The sequence below is a fragment of the Pseudanabaena sp. UWO310 genome (assembly GCF_006861605.1).
Classification (GTDB): Bacteria; Cyanobacteriota; Cyanobacteriia; order Pseudanabaenales; family Pseudanabaenaceae; genus Pseudanabaena.
The window spans coordinates 1-16,356 of sequence record NZ_SELU01000059.1 but is presented as its reverse complement, the minus strand read 5'-3'; the positions used below and the strand labels follow the sequence as shown (position 1 = coordinate 16,356).

The 16,356-nt window shown below is 43.9% G+C and carries 13 protein-coding genes; 5 read left to right on the top strand and 8 right to left on the bottom strand.

Annotation, left to right across the window (positions count from 1 at the left end; all coding sequences use genetic code 11):
• The first annotated feature begins 9 nt into the window (after positions 1-9).
• Together PseudUWO310_RS17565 and PseudUWO310_RS17560 are read left to right on the top strand one after the other, a co-directional pair.
• A complete protein-coding gene (locus PseudUWO310_RS17565; RefSeq protein WP_142603544.1) occupies positions 10-1,353 on the top strand; it encodes a glycosyltransferase in 1,344 nt (447 codons plus the stop codon).
• A gap of 135 nt (positions 1,354-1,488) precedes the next feature.
• Positions 1,489-3,771, top strand: coding sequence for an amylo-alpha-1,6-glucosidase (locus tag PseudUWO310_RS17560; RefSeq protein ID WP_142603541.1), 2,283 nt, complete (start codon positions 1,489-1,491; stop codon positions 3,769-3,771).
• Here the strand turns inward: PseudUWO310_RS17560 and PseudUWO310_RS23385 are convergent.
• The 8 genes from PseudUWO310_RS23385 to PseudUWO310_RS17520 form a co-directional block, all read right to left on the bottom strand.
• Positions 3,768-4,271: a DUF1816 domain-containing protein gene (locus tag PseudUWO310_RS23385; RefSeq protein WP_223805726.1), complete on the bottom strand. Its 504-nt coding sequence runs from the start codon at positions 4,269-4,271 to the stop codon at positions 3,768-3,770. The genes PseudUWO310_RS17560 and PseudUWO310_RS23385 overlap by 4 nt on opposite strands.
• Before the next feature lie 499 nt (positions 4,272-4,770).
• A complete protein-coding gene (locus PseudUWO310_RS17550; protein WP_142603539.1) occupies positions 4,771-5,184 on the bottom strand; it encodes a YggT family protein in 414 nt (137 codons plus the stop codon).
• Positions 5,185-5,250: 66 nt separating this feature from the next.
• Positions 5,251-5,406, bottom strand: a complete 156-nt coding sequence (locus PseudUWO310_RS17545) for a lmo0937 family membrane protein (RefSeq protein WP_142603538.1) — start codon at positions 5,404-5,406, stop codon at positions 5,251-5,253.
• An 82-nt stretch (positions 5,407-5,488) separates the two neighbouring features.
• Positions 5,489-5,671, bottom strand: coding sequence for a CsbD family protein (locus tag PseudUWO310_RS17540; protein ID WP_142603537.1), 183 nt, complete (start codon positions 5,669-5,671; stop codon positions 5,489-5,491).
• A 209-nt stretch (positions 5,672-5,880) separates the two neighbouring features.
• Positions 5,881-6,444 carry a general stress protein gene (locus tag PseudUWO310_RS17535; protein WP_142603536.1) on the bottom strand — a complete coding sequence of 188 codons (564 nt, stop codon included), beginning with the start codon at positions 6,442-6,444 and terminating at the stop codon, positions 5,881-5,883.
• A 180-nt stretch (positions 6,445-6,624) separates the two neighbouring features.
• Positions 6,625-7,284: an NAD(P)H-dependent oxidoreductase gene (locus tag PseudUWO310_RS17530; protein WP_190316065.1), complete on the bottom strand. Its 660-nt coding sequence runs from the start codon at positions 7,282-7,284 to the stop codon at positions 6,625-6,627.
• A gap of 240 nt (positions 7,285-7,524) precedes the next feature.
• Complete coding sequence (locus PseudUWO310_RS17525; RefSeq protein WP_142603535.1) at positions 7,525-8,268, bottom strand: sterol desaturase family protein; 744 nt, start codon at positions 8,266-8,268, stop codon at positions 7,525-7,527.
• 1 nt (position 8,269) lies between these two features.
• Positions 8,270-10,579: an NACHT domain-containing protein gene (locus PseudUWO310_RS17520; RefSeq protein WP_142603534.1), complete on the bottom strand. Its 2,310-nt coding sequence runs from the start codon at positions 10,577-10,579 to the stop codon at positions 8,270-8,272.
• A 334-nt stretch (positions 10,580-10,913) separates the two neighbouring features.
• Here PseudUWO310_RS17520 and PseudUWO310_RS17515 point away from each other — a divergent pair, with 334 nt between their 5' ends.
• The 3 genes from PseudUWO310_RS17515 to PseudUWO310_RS17505 are packed head-to-tail and all read left to right on the top strand — an operon-like array spanning position 10,914 to position 16,090.
• Positions 10,914-12,563, top strand: coding sequence for a DUF5691 domain-containing protein (locus PseudUWO310_RS17515; RefSeq protein WP_142603533.1), 1,650 nt, complete (start codon positions 10,914-10,916; stop codon positions 12,561-12,563).
• Complete coding sequence (locus PseudUWO310_RS17510; protein WP_142603532.1) at positions 12,560-13,777, top strand: ATP-binding protein; 1,218 nt, start codon at positions 12,560-12,562, stop codon at positions 13,775-13,777. Before PseudUWO310_RS17515 ends, PseudUWO310_RS17510 begins: the two co-directional genes overlap by 4 nt.
• Before the next feature lie 3 nt (positions 13,778-13,780).
• Entirely contained in the window at positions 13,781-16,090 is a 2,310-nt protein-coding gene (locus PseudUWO310_RS17505; RefSeq protein WP_142603531.1) for a DUF5682 family protein, read from the top strand.
• Positions 16,091-16,356: the final 266 nt, after the last annotated feature.

Below are 16,356 nucleotides of genomic sequence, written 5' to 3'. Positions count from 1 at the left end.
AGATAACCGATGAAAAGTTTAAATCGACAGGCGATCGCACTCATCTCAGACCATGCCGATCCTGCCGCAGAGATTGGCTTAGAAGAAGCAGGCGGACAAAATGTCTATGTTCGTCATGTGGGTGAAAACTTGGCAAAATTAGGCTGGCAAGTGGATATGTTTACCCGCAAAGTGAATCCCGATGATGATGATATTGTTCAACATTCTCCTTATTGTCGGACAATTAGGCTCAAGGCAGGTAAACAGAGCTATATCCCTAGGGATAAATTATTAGAGCATATGCCTGAGTTTGTGCAGTCATTTCAAGCATTTCAAGCATCTCAAGGGCTGCATTATCCTTTAATTCATACCAACTATTGGCTTTCGGCTTGGGTGGGTTTAGAACTCCAAAAAACAAGCTCGGTACAGGTTTTACATACTTACCATTCCCTCGGAGTCGTGAAGTATCAATCGGTAAATCAACCTTCCATTGCGGATATGCGTATGCAGATCGAACGGGAGATCTTAGAGAGAGCTAATTGCATTGTTGCTACTAGCCCTCAGGAGGCAGAGATTTTGCGATCGCAGGTTTCCGCCTATGGCAGGATTGAAATGATTCCCTGTGGAACGGATACGAGCAATTTTCGATTGATGTCGAAAACCGACGCACGTAAACAATTGCAGTTATCTCTTCAGGAACAAATTATTTTATATGTGGGTAGATTCGATCCGCGTAAGGGGATTGAAACCTTAGTACGCGCTTTTGCTTTACTAAAGGAGCAGAGTGACAAAAAACTCAGATTGATCATTGTCGGCGGGAGTTCTCCGCATATGCCTGATGGTGTAGAAAGAGCGAGGATCGAACATCTTGTATTAGAACTAGGGCTCTATGAGGATGTGATGTTTGCGGGGCAGATCGGTCATGATATTTTGCCTCTCTACTACACATCGGCGGATATCTGCGTGATTCCCAGCCATTATGAGCCCTTTGGATTAGTGGCGATCGAGGCGATGGCCTGTGGTACTCCCGTAGTTGCTTCTGATGTGGGCGGTTTAAAGTTTACGATTATTCCTGAGCAAACAGGGCTGTTAGTTCCTCCACAAGATACCCTTGCCTTTGCTAATGGGATGTATCGCATTCTCTTTGATGAGTTATGGGCAAGAAAGATGCGAAAGCAAGCCTCAGCTAATGTCAATCAGCGATTTACTTGGGGAGGTGTGGCAATTCAACTCAGCGAACTGTATCGGCATATATTGGCTCAGTCGATTATGCATGAGCAATCTCGCTACTTCAGTAAGCCTGACTCCAAGAATATCCTGAATTCTACTCTCTCCCAAAGAATATTGGTCAATGCCACGCAAGTAAGTAGCTAGGCATAAGTAAGCTTAAACCCTAGAAGAGCGTACCGCCCGCTACGCGGGCGGTACGCTCTCTGGTTTTGGTTTTTAATTATGCTGAGCTACCTGTAATCTTCCCTATGGTCAGCTTCATTATTGTTCGGAATTATCATGAATACCGTTGTTGAAATTGATGGTCGGAATTTTATCCCGACCAGTGAAATGCCTGTTTCTCCTTGGGTTTGTGAAATTGGCGATCGCCCAATTTCGACCCTCACCCTCAAAGATAATGAATTGTTCTTAATTACCGATACCTTGGGCAATATCTACGATACGGGCTGTCGTGCTGAAGGAATTGAGAGCAGCATGGGTTTATTTTGTCGGGATACGAGGTTTTTGAGCCGCTTGGAATTACAGATTGAAGGGCGATCGCCAGTTTCGTTTAGTAGTACGGCTCGTAAAGGCTTTGATATGACCATCCTATGTTCTAACCGTCATATTGGCGATCTAGAAAGTGGTATTAAAACGGAAACGATCGGCATTCATCGGGAAATCATGATCAAAGGGGGCTTGTTTGAAGAAATACAGGTCACTAACTACAATACAATTCCGATCAGCTTTACGATGAGTATTAGTTTTGATGCGGATTTCCTAGATTTATTTGAGGTTAGAGGTAATAAGCGAGAGAAAAGGGGGGATTTATTAAGGTATATTGCTTCTGCGGTAGATAAAATTGCTCCTGTGGCGGAGTTTGATCTTGATTCACCGATCGCGAACGAACGAGAAATCGTCCTTGCTTATCTAGGACTAGATAATGTATTGATGGAATCGCGCATTCAGTTTAATTCGCTTCAGCCCGATGCGATCGAGGGATATACTGCCATTTGGCAATTAAAGCTGGCAAGTCACCAGTCGGTGACCTTAGGGTATCGGATTCATTTATTTACTAATAATCGTCCTACTTCGATGGTGAGTGTCCCGATTAACTTTGCTCAAGCCAAAAATGAAGAGTTGCTAGAAGAGACTGCTTGGACAGATAACATCACTACCATTCGTACCGATAATGAAGCTCTAAATCTAGCGATCGATCGGGCTGTCCAAGATATTTATTTACTCAGACAGACCTTTGAAGGGCATCGATTTCTTTCCGCAGGCGTTCCTTGGTTCTCTACTTTATTTGGTCGAGATTCCATTATTGCCGCTTCCCAGACCTTGGTTTTAGATCCTACGATTGCCCGTGAAACCCTGTCAATTCTGGCTCAATATCAAGGTAAAACTGAAGATGAGTCCCGCGATGAAGAGTTAGGCAAGATCTTGCATGAGATTCGATTGGGAGAGATGGCGCGTTGTCAAGAGATTCCCCATACGCCTTACTATGGCACTGTTGATGCGACTCCGCTCTGGTTGATGTTATATGCTGAATATTACGCTTGGACTGCGGATAATGAGTTGCTTGATCGGTTATGGTCAAATGCGATCGCTGCGATGGAATGGATTGATCGCAACTGCAAAGACACGGGTTATCTCACTTACCATCGTCGCTCTAAACGGGGATTAGTGAACCAAGGTTGGAAAGACTCAGAAAATTGTATCGTCAATCGTAATGGGGAATTGGCTCAAGGTGCGATCGCCCTATCGGAAGTGCAGGGATATGTTTATGCGGCCAAGATTCGGATGAGCGAACTGGCTACTAAAAAGAACTTACCAGATTTTGCCACCCGCTGGCAATTGCAGGCTAAAGACCTGAAAGCAAGATTTAATCGGGATTTCTGGCTTCCCGATCAAAACTATTGTGCCCTTGCTCTCGATGGTGAAGGTAAGCCCGTTGATAGTATTACTTCTAATCCTGGACATTGCTTAAATCTCGGTATTTTTGAGCATGACAAGGCTTTGATGGTCGCCGCAAGATTGCGAGAGCCTGATATGTATAACGGTTGGGGAATTCGGACACTGAGTACGCTTTCTCCTGCCTATAATCCCTTGGGATATCATGTTGGTTCTGTTTGGCCCCATGATAATAGCCTCATTGCCCTTGGCTTGCGATCGCTTAATCTCATCGACCAATCCTTAGACGTTGCTCAAGGATTGATTAATATGACCCTATCCCAGCCCTATCATCGACCGCCCGAACTATTTTGCGGATACGAACATGATGGGTTTAGCTCCCCCGTTCAATATCCTGTGGCTTGTTCGCCCCAAGCTTGGGCAACGGGAACGATTTTCCAATTAATTGCCATGATCGTCAATCTGGTTCCCAATGCACCCGCCCAGCAACTCCATATTATCGATCCTGCCTTACCGCTTTCAATTGGGAATATTTCCATTCATAACTTGCGAATTGGTGAGGCAGTTATCGATCTTGACTTTGAGCGTTCGGGCATAAGAACCAGTGACACGACAACCTGTCGTGTCAACAAAAAACATGGTAATTTGCGGATAATTATCGAAGCTTAGTTATCAGATACCTCTGATAGCAATCGTTCAAATTCTTGAGAAGTTAATTCGGAACAGGGAATCGTTACCTGATTAGGTGAGCAGTATTTGATGGTAAGGCAAACAATACTAGCTCCTTCGTCGAGTAAATCTTGTTTAAAACCCTGTTTCAAAATTCTGGCTTCTTGAAAGGTCTGAAAAGCACCAAAATAATAGAGACAGAAAGGTTTCGCGGTAAAGAGTTCAATCCACCACTGTGGGCAATTAAAGCGATCGCTTCTATGCTCATTAGGGTTCTCTAGCCCCATTCTTCCGCCGAAAAAATTGCCCGTTCGGGTCTCATCAATTTTCTGTCTACTTTCGACAGGGTTCCATCGATCCATATCTTTGGCGATCGACGATCCTTGATAAATTTTCAGCTCCTCATCTTCAAACCCTTGGAGATACTGGTTTAGATGGTCAGGATTTTCGGAATTATTGTTTGACAATTTGAGAGATTGACTAGAATTACTTAGTGACATATTGATATCCAAAGATTTTATTGGCTAAGTTTTTCCGATGACAGTCTAATACCAATTCACGAAGGTGTTGTCACACTTTCATGAATTAAAAATCAAACCTATTAAGGATTTGAAAAGCTAAAAATGGTTACGCCATTTTTAGCTTTGGTATAGTGAGGAATTGTTTGATTAAAGCAACCTCTTTTTATTATGTTGACAAATAATTTAATTATCTTTGAAATGAATTATTTGAATTGCTTGATTACGTTACAAAAATTAATCACTATAGCGATAAACTCTGCACAAAATGCTGCTGGATGCATATAGCAATCCTAAATGGTTTGTGGAAGCGCACCCCAAAGGGGTGCGCTTCCACAAACCCCAAAATCTACAAATGATTTAGGATAGCTATATATCAAGATAACTAGGGACAATTAAATCAAAAATAAAGCCTGTATTACTGCTGAATTGTAATACAGGCTATGAATCTGGACTTAAATTATAATCAGTTGGTTAAAGTTTAAGGTCGGTTGTAAATGAATTGGACAAACCTAACAGCTAACCAACCAGCTAGTGAATAAACAACAATGGCAATGAGAATATTAATATCAAAAATATTAACGGCAGCATTGGCAGTGGGACTAATAAATAAGGTCGAAAATGGAGCCATGAAAGGAGCGGATAAATTGTAAATGAACTGAGTAAATTCATTCTGGGGATTTGCCCCTGTGAAACGCAATAAAAAACGCAGGAATAATAAAATTTCCAACGCTCCAACTAAGAAGTAAATACTATTAATAATCCAAGCAAATATTTCTCTTCTTCTCCCAACTTCTATTCTTCCTGTATATTGTTTAAGGCGAAAAGTTTCCTCTTCATTTCTTAGATCTTGTCGACGTTCGGAATTACTTTCATCGTAAGGATCTTTGTTCATTTTTAGCTCTTGAGAAAGTAAGTTAGTCTGTATGTAAATGGTAAATAATTGGTAAATATTGATTGATTAGATAATGCGGCGACCAATGAATATATTATAGACAATACCAATTACTGCCAAAACTAATAGTAGATGAATTAATCCACCACCAATATTAATTGAGAATCCTAATAGCCAGAGAATTAGAAGTACGCCAATCCCAGTCCAAATTATATTTATCATTGCTGTTTATGGGGGGATAAAAATCTAAGTAAAAAGATTAGACTGTATTCACAATCTAATCTTTGGGGAACAATAAAAATTATTATTTAATAATTTTCTTGGTTTCATCTTTAACATCTTCAAGGGTTTGGCGAGCGGTAGCTTCAGCTTGTTTCGCTTTTCCTTCAGCTTGAGTCTTAGGATCTCCTGTTACATCTCCTACAGCCTCTTGTAATTTGCCTTCAATATTTTTAGCTGTGGCTTTCGCTTTGTCTTGTAAGCTCATGTATTTGTCTCTTATTGATTTTGTTTGACAACTATTAATTTGACTTAAATAATTTAGCTTGAATTAATAGTTTGCTATCTATATTCATCCTTGCAACTGATTGCATGATCTATAGAATGAATTGAATAGTTTGATTGAATTTGATACAAAACTTACGAAAGACTATTCTTATTTTAAATCACTAAAAATAGTCAATCTTAGTAACTAGACTATAAACTTACGACAGGTTCGAGGTAATTTCTGGATGCAGGAATATTGTAAACTCCCCATTCATGAATTCCCTTGTGTCTGAGAATATCTTCAACTTGAATGATTTCGGCTTCCGAGCCATCAACGATGACTAAATAGCTGCCATTGACAATGTGATCGTGATAGATCTGTGCCTTATCTTCGGGGATTCCTAGCCCAACTAATCCACCGACCAAACTGCCTGCTATGACACCGATCGCACTACCCGCTAAAGTCGTTGCGATCGCTGCGGCCGTAGTTCCAATCAAGACAATCATGCCGATTCCAGGAATAGCCAATGTTCCTAATCCAACTAACAATCCCGCAATCCCACCCACGGTTCCACCCGCGATCGCACCACCAGCGACCGCGCTGGTCTTTACCCCATATTCAGATGGATTGGATTTAAAGCGATCGGTATCTTTGGCGATGATCGATACTTGATCCATGGGAAATTTTCCTTCTCGCAATTGATTGAGTGCATCCTCTGCTTCCTCATGGCTAGAGAAGAAACCTACAGCACGCTTATTTCTGATGATTGTCATTGCTTTACTCAAAGTAATCAGGCTGTAACTACTTTGACAATCTACGGATTAATTTATGGAATGAATTGGATGAATTGATTAACTATGGTACAAAATTTAAGCTGCACAGAGAAATCAAAAAAAAGATGAGTGGCGGCGCTTCGCGCCGCCACTCATCTTTTTTGGGGATGGCAGTAGAGATTAGGCTAAAGTTTCAATTACTTCTGAATCAGCAAAACGGACTTTTGCCAATTCTGCGTATTTATCATCGCTAGCGCGGTATCCCGCAGCACAGGCGACTACGGTAGCATAGCCCTTACTGGGTAGTTCTAAAATCTGATCGTACTTAGCAGGATCTAGTCCTTCCATTGGGCAGGTATCTACACCTAATAAAGCCGCCGCAGTCATAAAGTTACCCAAAGCAATATAGGTCTGGCGGGTTGCCCATTCGTTAACGGTCAGGCTTCGAGGACCATATATGACATCACCAACCATCATGTTGCGGTAGCCTGACAGGGATTCGGCAGGAATTCCACGGACTTCAGCAGTTCTTTCCACGAAGTGATCGACATGTTCGGCGGTTAGGTTTTTCTTAATTGAAAAAACGACAAAATGAGAACAATCAGTTACCTGATCTTGATTCCAAGAAACAGGCTTCAATGCGGCTTTGATCTCGGAATTGGTAATCACCCAAAACTTCCAAGGTTGTAAACCATAGGAGGAAGGAGTAAGGACAAGGGACTCGCTCAATGCTTGCCATGTAGCCTCAGGAATAGTTTGATTTGCATCAAACTTCTTGGTGGCATAGCGCCAATTCAACCTTTCTAGTAGAGTTGCTGTACTTATAGATTCAGTGGTCATTACTCTTGAATTGGGTAGTTTTTACTTGTGATGCTATGGTATCAGATTGAAATCAGCTAATCCTAAAAAGGGAAGGATTTAGTATGGTAAGGATGGGTGACGCTTTGTGTCACCCATCCTTACCATACTAAATATCTATCAGTCATTTCTTCCTCCCCATTGGGCTATTTTGATGGGATGGTTCGCCAAGCCAGAGAGCGTACCGCCCGCGCAGGGGCGGTACGCTCTCTGGCTTGGTATTTAGGCTTTGGGAGAATAATTGAGATCTTCGGTATTTAAGAATTTATCCCAGAAGGTGAAGTATAAACCATAGTGCTTGGTGTATTTAAGGTGGTGGATGGAATGGTGGGCGGGACCAATAAACCAATTACCAAGCCAATGATGAGGAAAGGTGAGGGGCAAACGATCAAGCCCTAGATGGTTGACGATCGCCCAGATCGTCATTGTCGTGAGGACAGCAATGAGGGTAATAAAATGGAGCGGGATAATAAAAGCGATCGCCATCAAGAATAGGGACTGAACGATCGCTTCTAAAGGGTCAAAGGCAAAGGATGTCCAAGGGGTCGGATGTCGTGATTGATGGTGTCCTTGATGTAACCAAGGAAAAAGTAAGGGGTGATGAAAGAAGCGATGGGTAAAGTAGAAGTATGTATCTTGCAGAATCAATACGATGATATAGCTCACCCCTAAGTACCAGAGTCCATAGCGATCGCCATCGCTATATAAACGGGTTATTCCCAAGTTATAGGCGGTCACAATGGAGGCAGCGGCGATCGCAAATATTGCCGATGATATGATTGAGAGTTGAATGTCATGCTTGATCGCTTGCCAAGTTGGGGAAAGAGACTTTGGTAAGGATACGCTCTCTATACTCTTGAAGGGCTGATAAAATAAGCAATAGGCTCCACCTGCCATGAGAAAGTAGCGTAGTCCAATAATTCCAAAAAAAGCAAGTCCGTAAAATCCAAATGAGCGATCTATCAATTCATTCTCCTTGCCATTCTCGTTTTTCTAATTCCTGTTGAGATAAAAGTAAGGTCGCTTCGATCTCTTGACGAATTGCAGCAGTCACTTCACAGTTACTATTCAAACAATCAACTAATAACTGATTAGCATCATAATAGCTTTGGAGAACCCGCTGCTGTTCGGCACTAAATGACCAATCATGGTTCACATTACGATAATGATTGGTCGTTTGCCGCAATTGCTCTACCCAATTGTCATGATGAGGTTTCCACCAATCCTCTAACCCTTGCCGCTCCTTGGGTAGTTGATCGTACAGTTGTTGCAAAGATTTTTGGAACCCAGCATCGATCACTATTCCCAAAATGTTACTGAGAGCATCGCCACATAGATGGGCATGGGCAAAGTCAGGGCTCTGATTAACCGCGCATTCCAGTACGAGATTATCTAGAGCAGTGTCAAGCATCAGCCCCTGATCGAGAGCACAGGCAAGGGCGAAATCTGCTACCTGATGTGGCGATCGCGATAGGGCTAAATAAAAGGCGCGGATCGTTGCATCTTTTGATTCCGTAGGCAGAGTTTGGGTTTTACTACTTGCCCATACTAAAAACTCCTGTAGATAGGGATCTTTGGCAACTAAAGCATCAATCTGCTGCTTCATCAATTGCATCAACGAATCAGCACTACGCAGCATTGACGAGGTTAAGAGAAAGATCTCGTGCCAATGCGGATCGGTGAGATGGCTCACCAGCCCCTCCAAAGCTTGATCAAGGGCTTGGAGATTATGACTAGCGACAATATTTCGGGCGGTAAAATACTCTTGAAAAGCAAGATAGGAAAAAGAGAAGACTCCTCTTGCCCGTTCGATCAATAGTCCATGCTGAGATTCGATCGCTTTCAATACCGACTCGCTAGCATATTGAAGTTCTTCTGGTTCCGAAGTGACATCGGGCAACTGTTTTAAATAGTCGCCAATATACTGTTCGATCTTGCGTTGCTCGAAAAAATAATCGCCCTTCTCAAAGGTAATCGCCGCCAGTTGACTGAGTAATTTCAGCTTTTGAGGCAAGGCAAATCCTCGGTAAATATTGTCCCGTTCGATGCCCTTAATCTCATCCCACTTACCCAGTAGGAGATCTAAGCCCTGTTTGTAAAATTCTGTTCGTTTACTAGGAAATTTCCCTTGGGCATGGAACACCCAACAGGCGAGATGGAGAAATAAGGGCGTAACGACCATTTGACGAAGTTTCCAATTTTCGGATCGTTCCAACTTCTCCATAAACTCTTCCGACTTCTCTTCATTTAACTCCAACTGATCTTTGGCAAAGGTGGAGAACCATTTTTTGGCAAAGGTCGTAATTTGTAATTGAGTAAATGGCGCAAGCTCAACATCGGTAAATCCAAAGTTTTGTAGCTTTTGAGCCGTAGTCCGACAGGTGACCACAAACTGATTTTTATGGAACTTATCCGAAAATTTACAAATCTCGCGCAGCACTAAGGATATCTCTTCATGCAGTACCTCATCTATCCCATCGAGGAGAAGTAAGACTCGTCCTGCTTTCAATAAAGTTTCAATCACTGCGGGATTATGTATACCTGAGTTAAGCAGGATCTGGCGGATATAGGTGAGGAGGCTGAACTTATCATTGTCCCTTGCATCTTCAGCAAAATCCTTCAGCTTGATAAATATGGGAACTTGATGGGCGGCAAACTCTCCGCGATCGCATTGAATTGCCAAATATTTTAAAAAAGTGGTTTTCCCAGCTCCAGGTTTACCAAGCATTCTCAGCTTTGAGTAAGTTTCGACCGCATTCATCCCCGATACTTGCTTGCTCTGGATCGCTCCAAAACCGACGCGATCGAATTCTGAAGGTTGTAAATTTTGGAGCTCGGCAATATCAATCCATTTCTGACTGGGGACTTCTTCCAAAATATTAACATCCACATAGATATCTTCTATGCTGACAGGACGGCTAATATCTAGTAATTGCAATAGTCCGCAATGATGCCAAATGCTTTCATGGTGTTGCGATCGCACTTCGCGGACTAAGCTGTCAATATCCAATGCACCAGCTTTGAAATTCTCTCCATATTCTGGGAATTCCGCAGGTGGATTAGCCGCAACTTCACGCCAATCTAAATCTAAAATCGAACAAATTTCCATAAAAATATGTCGATCCACGGGTTTACCCGTAAAAAAGCGCCAAATAGGTTGGCGGGTTTTGAGGTTAACTTCTCCTGCTAAATTTTCCTGCGTCCATCCTTTTATGGCGAAGGAACGTTTTGCCTGTTGAATACCCAATGGACATGCTTGTAGCGATCGCTTGACCATAAAACTTAGCTACTTATATTGTTTTTCTAAGGAATGTATCGAAACTTTTAGACTTATTCATGCTACGACTTTTTACTGATAGAGAACCATAGCCAAATCTAAAGAAATTCTGTGGAAAAGCATTGAAATATCATAAAATCAAACAAATCAAACAAATCAAACCCTGATTTCAGGTAAATAATGTTTGATTTAATGGAAATAACTATTTAAACTGCCCCCAATAAACCCCAAATAAACCCCAAATAAAGGGAATATTTTCATACTAACAATCGCCAAAACTTGCCCAAGATTCTCGAAGAAAATCAAAATGAGAACCTGAATCAGGAAAACCTTAATGAATATATTTGCGTCTTCATTATTAAAAAACATTACTGCGATCGCCTTAATCGGTACGCAGAGACAGTCTTTTACGCCGATCGCGACGGAGGGAGATTTAGGTAAATTGCTGGCAAGTATCGATGCGACTAATCAGGAATCAGCTTTATTAGATACCATCAGCAGCATCACTCTATATGCAAAAGCTGGACAGTTGCCGCTGCAAGATAATACATCACTCGGCTCTCCATGCGACCTAGAGGATTTACCCCGTTGCAGCGATCGCACCGATCACTATCTATCTCTCATGATCAATGGCGATCGCGATCCAGCTTTACCCAACCTGCTCCAAGCTCTTGCTGATGCAGGACAAAGGGTAAACGAGAGGAATCTACCTGCATTATTATCCTTGGGCAAACGTCATTCAGAATTACGGGAGGCGATCGCTAGAGTCGTTGGCAAAAGGGGACAATGGCTAGCAGCTCAAAATCCTGAATGGAACTATTTAGCTGGTGATGATGACGATGAAGCCCTATGGGATACAGGTAGTAAAGCATCACGATTGCTCTGGCTCACTAAGTTACGTCGCCAAGCCCCCCAGCAAGCCCGACAAAAATTAGAGTCTAGCTGGAAACAGGAAAGTGCTAGCGATCGCACGGCATTTTTAGAGCTCTGCATCACGAATTTAAGCATGGAAGATGAGCCTTTTCTGGAATCCTTGCTGGACGATCGGAGTAAGGAAGTACGACGGACTGCCATCAATCTACTCACCTATTTACCTGAATCACGATTTGTGCAAAGAGCGATCGCTAGAATTGAGAATTTAATCAAACTAGAGCGCATAAAGGATCAAAAGGATCGGCATTATTTTACGGTAGAGTTGCCCAATAGCCATACAGCGGAGATGGCAAGGGATGGCATCGAAGCCAAAAGTGCAGATAGTCAAGTAGGCGATCGGGCTTCGTGGTTCTTCCAAGACTTAATCGCAGTCCCCTTATCTTTCTGGCATCAGCAATTTACCCTATCGACAGAGGATCTCATTCAAGCAGCCCATCATCCTCAAAGCGATCGCTTAATCCTACAAGGATGGATCACCATCGCCCAAAAGACCCAAGACCTAGCATGGTTACAGAGCTTGGTGGATTTAAACAATCCAGAAATTACAAATAAAATTGCGAATCTCACGGTAGCCAATTCCATCCCCCCTCAAATCTCTAACAACAATCAGCAAGCCGCATGGATATATCTCATCAAACATCCTGCGATCGCTTTTAGCAATCTCCATCATTCGCTTTTGTTTAGCAAACAAGCCGTATGGAATCTGGAAATTAGCGAAATCGTTTTAGAGCTAATCATTAGGCATATAGAAAGCTTTATTAACAATTCTCTATCAATGCATCAGACTAGCAACTACTGGACAGTCAAAGAATTTATCCAGAATTCATCTCAGTATATGGCGCGATCGAGCTTCCCGATCGCAAAAGCCAAAGCCTTGGCAATCAATCAGAAGTTGCAGGAAGCAAGTCACAATTCTGATAACCCCCAAGAACTTAAGCAATGGGGATATGTGCAAAACGCATTTCAAAATGCGATCAAAAAATTTATCGATGTACTGCAACTGCGGCAAGAAATGCTAGAGTCAATTACAGATGATGGAGTGAGTTTATGACTGGTGAAAAGCAATCAGCGAGAACATCTAAAGCCAATAAAGCTAAAGCAGAAATTACCACAGAAACCAACGAAAAAACTACCGAGAGAACTACTGAAAAAGCAGGGGAATCTCCGCAGGAAATAGCTACGTCGGTATCAACCTTATTGCGCGAACATGCGGAACATCAATTTGCCCATGAATTAGAAGAAATCGCGAAAATAGATACCAAGCAGCGTCCTCCCAATTGGAAGCTTTCACCTTGGGCTGTATCGACCTATTTACTCGGAGGTACGCTAGACAACGGTTTTGAAGTTTCTCCCAAGTATATTGGCAACAAACGCATCATCGAAATTGCGATCGCGACCCTAACAACCGATCGCGCCTTACTCCTCTTTGGCGTTCCTGGCACAGCCAAATCGTGGGTTTCCGAACATCTTGCCGCTGCGATCGCCCACGACTCGACGTTGCTCATCCAAGGAACCGCAGGAACCAGTGAAGAAGCGATTCGCTACGGTTGGAACTATGCCCGTCTCCTCACTGAAGGTCCCTCCATAGATGCCCTCGTCGCCAGCCCCATGATGCGGGCAATGACCGATGGCAAAATCGCCCGCGTCGAAGAATTAACGCGCATTCCTTCCGATGTCCAAGACACCCTCATTACCATCCTTTCAGAAAAGACGTTACCAATTCCCGAACTCAATTCCGAAGTCCAGTCCACAAGGGGATTTAACGTTATTGCTACGGCAAATAATCGCGATCGCGGCGTAAACGAACTCTCCAGCGCTCTCAAACGACGTTTTAATACCGTCATTTTACCCGTACCCGACAGCAGTGAAGAAGAAGTAGAAATCGTGCAACGTCGCGTGGCTAGCCTCGGTCGCGCCCTCGAGCTACCCGCCGAGCCCCCGGCCCTCGAAGAGATTCGCCGCATTGTGACCATTTTCCGTGAACTCCGCAACGGCATTACTAGCGATGGGAAAACTAAATTGAAGTCTCCTAGCGGTACGCTTAGCACCGCCGAAGCGATTTCCGTAGTTAACAGTGGTTTAGCCCTAGCCGCTCATTTTGGCGATGGTTATTTACGCGCAGGAGATGTCGCCTCTAGCCTGATTGGGGCAGTAGTAAAAGACCCGATACAGGATGGACTAGTTTGGAAAGAATACCTCGAAACAGTCATGAAGGAGCGGGACAACTGGAAAGACCTATATCGTGCTTGTCGGGAGGCTAGTTAACCCTTGGCTAGCGATCGCTCCTCTTCTAGTTCCTCCAACTCCCATAAAGTCCATATTTTTGGCATTCGCCATCATGGACCAGGTTCGGCACGCAGTTTAGTCCAATCACTGGCAAGTCTTCAGCCCGATCTCATTTTAGTCGAAGGTCCTCCTGAAGCTCAAGCGCTCCTACCCCTAGCCATCCATGCTGAAATGCAACCACCCGTTGCCCTATTAGTTTATGCCCCCGATTGTCTAGAAAATTCCGTTTATTTCCCCTTCGCAACCTTCTCTCCCGAATGGCAAGCCATCCAATATGGTTTCCAAAATAATATTCCTGTCAGGTTTATGGATCTGCCGCAAGCCCATTGTCTGGCAATGAAAGAATCCGCCACAAGCGCCATAGAAGAAGATCCACAAAAAACTCCCGATCCAATGCCTCACACCACCTTAGAAATCTCTCGCAGAGATCCCCTAGGATGGCTAGCCGAAGTCGCAGGCTTCAGCGATGGGGAAAGTTGGTGGGAATATATGGTCGAACATCGCCAAGATAGTAATGATCTATTTAAAGGGATTTTGGAGGCGATGACAGCCTTACGTGAGGAGCTAGATTCCTCAGAAGATCCCTTCGACAAAATGCGCGAACAACAGCGCGAAGCCTATATGCGCCAAACAATTCGCACCGCCTTAGCGCAAGGGAAAGAGCGTATTGCGGTAGTTTGTGGAGCTTGGCACGCTCCTGCTCTAGTCAACCTACCACCCGCAAAGGTTGATGCCGAGATCCTCAAAGGACTGCCCAAAGTCAAAATAGAAGCTACTTGGATTCCTTGGAGCTATAGCCGACTCGCCCTCGCAAGCGGTTACAGTGCAGGCATCAATTCGCCAGGATGGTACGATCACCTCTGGACAAACTTTCAGCATAATTCCGAACAAGTCGTCATTCGTTGGATTACCCGCGTTGCCAGATTATTACGCACTAAGGATATTGATGCTTCCTCTGCGAGTGTAATTGAAGCAGTGCGTTTAGCCGAAGCGCTATCAGCCCTGCGCGATCGCCCCCTAGCAGGGCTACCCGAACTTAACGAAGCAATTCAATCCGTGCTCTGTTTTGGCGATCCTCTGCCCATGCAAGCAATCCATCAGGAATTGATCGTAAGCGATCGGATGGGGAGAGTGCCCGACAATACCCCCATGGTTCCCTTGCAACAGGATCTAATTCGCCAGCAGAAACGCCTTCGCTTGAAGCCAGAAGCGAAAACCCTAGAACTAGATCTCCGCAATGCTACGGATTTAGAGCGATCGCAATTACTCTACCGTTTAGCCCTACTCAATATCCCTTGGGGAAAGACCCAATACTCAAAGGGCAAAGGAACTTTTAAAGAACCATGGCAATTACAGTGGGAACCCGAATTTGCCGTTCGACTAATCGAAGCTGGGGTCTGGGGACAAACCATCCTCGATGCTGCCACTAACTACACAAGACACCAAGCCAATCACGCCAAGGATCTGCCCAGTCTCACCAACCTAGTAGATAAAGTTCTCTTAGCTAATCTCGGTGAGGCCGCGAGTTACTTGATGACGCGCTTACAAACCGAAGCTGCGATCGCCTCCGACATCACCCACCTAATGCAAGCCTTACCCCCCCTCGGTAACCTATCAAGGTATGGCAATGTCCGTCAAATTGACACCCAAATCATTTCCCACGTAGTCGATGGATTAATCACACGCATCTGTATAGGGCTTCCCGTAGCCTGTGCCTCTCTAAATGACGAAGCCGCTAGCCACATGTATGAATTAGCGATCGCCATGAATCGTGTCATTACCCTCCTGCAAAATTCTCAATATGATTCCCTATGGCATGGTGTACTAACCCAATTAACCAACCAATCAGGAATACATGGCTTGTTATCGGGCTGTTGCTGCCGTCTATTACTCGACGCAGGAGCCTTTAGTAGCAACGATGTCGAAACCCATATGGGGCTATTTCTATCCGTCACCAACGATGCCAACCAAGCCGCAAAATGGATCGAAGGATTGCTCAAAGGAAGTGGAGTCGTTCTCCTCCATGACGATCGCCTCTGGCAAGTTCTCGACAACTGGGTAACAAGCCTCTCCCCAACCACCTTCGATTTAGTGTTACCCCTACTCCGTCGTACCTTCTCTACCTTCCCTACTCCCGAACGCCGCCAAATGGGAGAGCGTGTCAAGCAGAACTCATCCCCCCAATCTCCAACCTCAAGAAATAACGCTATAAATCATGCAAACCTAGATATAGAAAGAGCAGAAAACATAATACCTGCAATCGCTCAACTACTGGGCATTAGCCTAAAGTAAGCTCCATTGCGATCGCCAGCCTTCTCTTCTTGGGTAATGAAACATCAGTTCGAGTTAAGCTGGCAAACCCTTTCTCAAAGCCCGTTTCAAATTATCCCGAACTCACGTTAATGAAGAGAGAAAAGAGAAAATCACAACAAAAAAAAGCAAGAGAGACGATGAAAGTTAACTTTCATCGTCTCTCTTGCTTTTTAAGATTGAGCTTGGCATCGAGCTATTTTCCCGTAGGGCTACCCCTAAAGTATCTTCACCGTGACAGCGTTTCA

Coding starts and splice junctions, on each gene's coding strand:
- PseudUWO310_RS17565 (WP_142603544.1), top strand. CDS start 10: ATGAAAAGTTTAAATCGACAGGCGATCGCACTCATCTCAGACCATGCC.
- PseudUWO310_RS17560 (WP_142603541.1), top strand. CDS start 1,489: ATGAATACCGTTGTTGAAATTGATGGTCGGAATTTTATCCCGACCAGT.
- PseudUWO310_RS23385 (WP_223805726.1), bottom strand. CDS start 4,271: ATGTCACTAAGTAATTCTAGTCAATCTCTCAAATTGTCAAACAATAAT.
- PseudUWO310_RS17550 (WP_142603539.1), bottom strand. CDS start 5,184: ATGAACAAAGATCCTTACGATGAAAGTAATTCCGAACGTCGACAAGAT.
- PseudUWO310_RS17545 (WP_142603538.1), bottom strand. CDS start 5,406: ATGATAAATATAATTTGGACTGGGATTGGCGTACTTCTAATTCTCTGG.
- PseudUWO310_RS17540 (WP_142603537.1), bottom strand. CDS start 5,671: ATGAGCTTACAAGACAAAGCGAAAGCCACAGCTAAAAATATTGAAGGC.
- PseudUWO310_RS17535 (WP_142603536.1), bottom strand. CDS start 6,444: ATGACAATCATCAGAAATAAGCGTGCTGTAGGTTTCTTCTCTAGCCAT.
- PseudUWO310_RS17530 (WP_190316065.1), bottom strand. CDS start 7,284: ATGACCACTGAATCTATAAGTACAGCAACTCTACTAGAAAGGTTGAAT.
- PseudUWO310_RS17520 (WP_142603534.1), bottom strand. CDS start 10,579: ATGGTCAAGCGATCGCTACAAGCATGTCCATTGGGTATTCAACAGGCA.
- PseudUWO310_RS17515 (WP_142603533.1), top strand. CDS start 10,914: ATGAATATATTTGCGTCTTCATTATTAAAAAACATTACTGCGATCGCC.
- PseudUWO310_RS17510 (WP_142603532.1), top strand. CDS start 12,560: ATGACTGGTGAAAAGCAATCAGCGAGAACATCTAAAGCCAATAAAGCT.